General features: G+C 51.7%; 1 tRNA gene and 1 rRNA gene (both cut by a window edge). Both read right to left on the reverse strand.

Going from position 1 to position 2,500, the window contains the following annotated elements:
- Positions 1–2,146 (reverse strand): 23S ribosomal RNA (locus tag WDZ95_RS06805) (it extends 728 nt beyond the left edge of the window).
- Positions 2,147–2,489: 343 nt separating this feature from the next.
- Positions 2,490–2,500: transfer RNA gene (locus tag WDZ95_RS06810), tRNA-Ala, on the reverse strand; it runs 65 nt beyond the window's last position.

Below are 2,500 nucleotides of genomic sequence, written 5' to 3' on the forward strand. Positions count from 1 at the left end.
GGTATTTCAACGTTGGCTCCACCTGATCTAGCGACCAGGCTTCAAAGCCTCCCACCTATCCTACACAGATCTGTTCAAAGTCCAATACAAAGCTACAGTAAAGGTTCATGGGGTCTTTCCGTCTTTCCGCGGGGAGATTGCATCATCACAAACATTTCAACTTCGCTGAGTCTCGGGAGGAGACAGTGTGGCCATCGTTACGCCATTCGTGCAGGTCGGAACTTACCCGACAAGGAATTTCGCTACCTTAGGACCGTTATAGTTACGGCCGCCGTTTACTGGGACTTCGATCAAGAGCTTGCACCCCATCAATTAATCTTCCAGCACCGGGCAGGCGTCACACCCTATACGTCCACTTTCGTGTTTGCAGAGTGCTGTGTTTTTAATAAACAGTCGCAGCCACCTATTTTTTGCAACCCATTCGTGCTTCGATGTTCTCTACACACTACTAGGGCACACCTTCTTCCGAAGTTACGGTGTCAATTTGCCGAGTTCCTTCTCCCGAGTTCTCTCAAGCGCCTTAGAATACTCATCTCGCGCACCAGTGTCGGTTTGCGGTACGGTCGATCACAAGCTGAAGCTTAGTGGCTTTTCCTGGGACCCCTTTCAGTTACTTCGCGAGCAAGCTCGCTCGATCGACAGCCTCGGTATATGCGCGCCGGATTTGCCTAACGCGCGCCTACATCTGCCTAAACCGGGACATCCAACACCCGGATAACTTATTAAGATCCGTCCCCACATCGCACTTGTGATCGGTGCAGGAATATTGACCTGCTTGCCATCAGCTACGCATCTCTGCCTCGCCTTAGGGGCCGACTCACCCTACGCCGATGAACGTTGCGTAGGAAACCTTGCGCTTACGGCGAGCGGGCTTTTCACCCGCTTTAACGCTACTCATGTCAGCATTCGCACTTCTGATACCTCCAGCAGCCTTTACAAGCCACCTTCACAGGCTTACAGAACGCTCTCCTACCACTCGCCATTGCTGGCGAATCCGCAGCTTCGGTAACTGGCTTGAGCCCCGTTACATCTTCCGCGCAGGACGACTCGATCAGTGAGCTATTACGCTTTCTTTAAATGATGGCTGCTTCTAAGCCAACATCCTGACTGTTTTAGCCTTCCCACTTCGTTTCCCACTTAGCCAATTTTAGGGACCTTAGCTGGCGGTCTGGGTTGTTTCCCTCTTGAGTCCGGACGTTAGCACCCGGTGCTCTGTCTCCCAAGCTGTACTCATCGGTATTCGGAGTTTGCCTTGGTTTGGTAAGTCGCCATGACCCCCTAGCCAAAACAGTGCTCTACCCCCGACGGTAATACTTGAGGCACTACCTAAATAGTTTTCGGAGAGAACCAGCTATTTCCAGGTTTGTTTAGCCTTTCACCCCTATCCACAGCTCATCCGCCAGTTTTGCAACACTGGTCGGTTCGGACCTCCAGTACCTGTTACGGCACCTTCATCCTGGCCATGGATAGATCACCTGGTTTCGGGTCTACACCCAGCGACTGAATCGCCCTATTCGGACTCGGTTTCCCTGCGCCTACCCTATTCGGTTAAGCTTGCCACTGAATGTAAGTCGCTGACCCATTATACAAAAGGTACGCCGTCACCCTTGCGGGCTCCGACTTTTTGTAAGCATGCGGTTTCAGGATCTATTTCACTCCCCTCCCGGGGTTCTTTTCGCCTTTCCCTCACGGTACTTGTTCACTATCGGTCGATGATGAGTATTTAGCCTTGGAGGATGGTCCCCCCATCTTCAGACAGGATTTCACGTGTCCCGCCCTACTTTTCGCAAGCTCAGTACCACACAGGTCTTTTCGCGTACGGGGCTATCACCCACTATGGCCGCCCTTTCCAGAGCGTTCCGCTAAGTCTTGTGCTATCACTTGCAGGCTTCTCCGATTTCGCTCGCCACTACTTTCGGAATCTCGGTTGATGTCTTTTCCTCGAGCTACTGAGATGTTTCAGTTCACCCGGTTCGCCTCGCACACCTATGTATTCAGTGTGCGATACCTTTCGGTGGGTTTCCCCATTCGGAAATCTCCGGATCAAAGCTTATTTGCCAGCTCCCCGAAGCTTATCGCAGGCTATCACGTCCTTCGTCGCCTATCATCGCCAAGGCATCCACCACATGCTCTTATTCACTTGACCCTATAACTTTGACGCCTGACCGAGTGTTTCCACTCATGCAAGCCTCATCGCCATCCGTATCAAGCAAATGCTTGCCGGGTCTTTCACCCGGCGCGTTATGCCGTATCCAATTTGCTATCAAATTGAATATTCGTTGACGCAATCAAAATGTTGCTGATGGCACGGTGCGCACCGACCTTTACGACAGTACGCTTTCCATCAGCAACGCTGATTTCGACTCTATGAATTTTTAAAGAACAGCCGTGCAGCCACGAGGACTGCTGATTGTCGAACACAAGAACGACAACACCGAAACGCACTGCAATTGCAACGCGCTTGGGCGTGGTGTCTCACGAACAAGGAATGGTGGAGGAT

This window comes from Hydrogenophaga sp. T2, assembly GCF_049843535.1.
GTDB classification, from domain to species: Bacteria; Pseudomonadota; Gammaproteobacteria; order Burkholderiales; family Burkholderiaceae_C; genus Hydrogenophaga; species Hydrogenophaga crocea.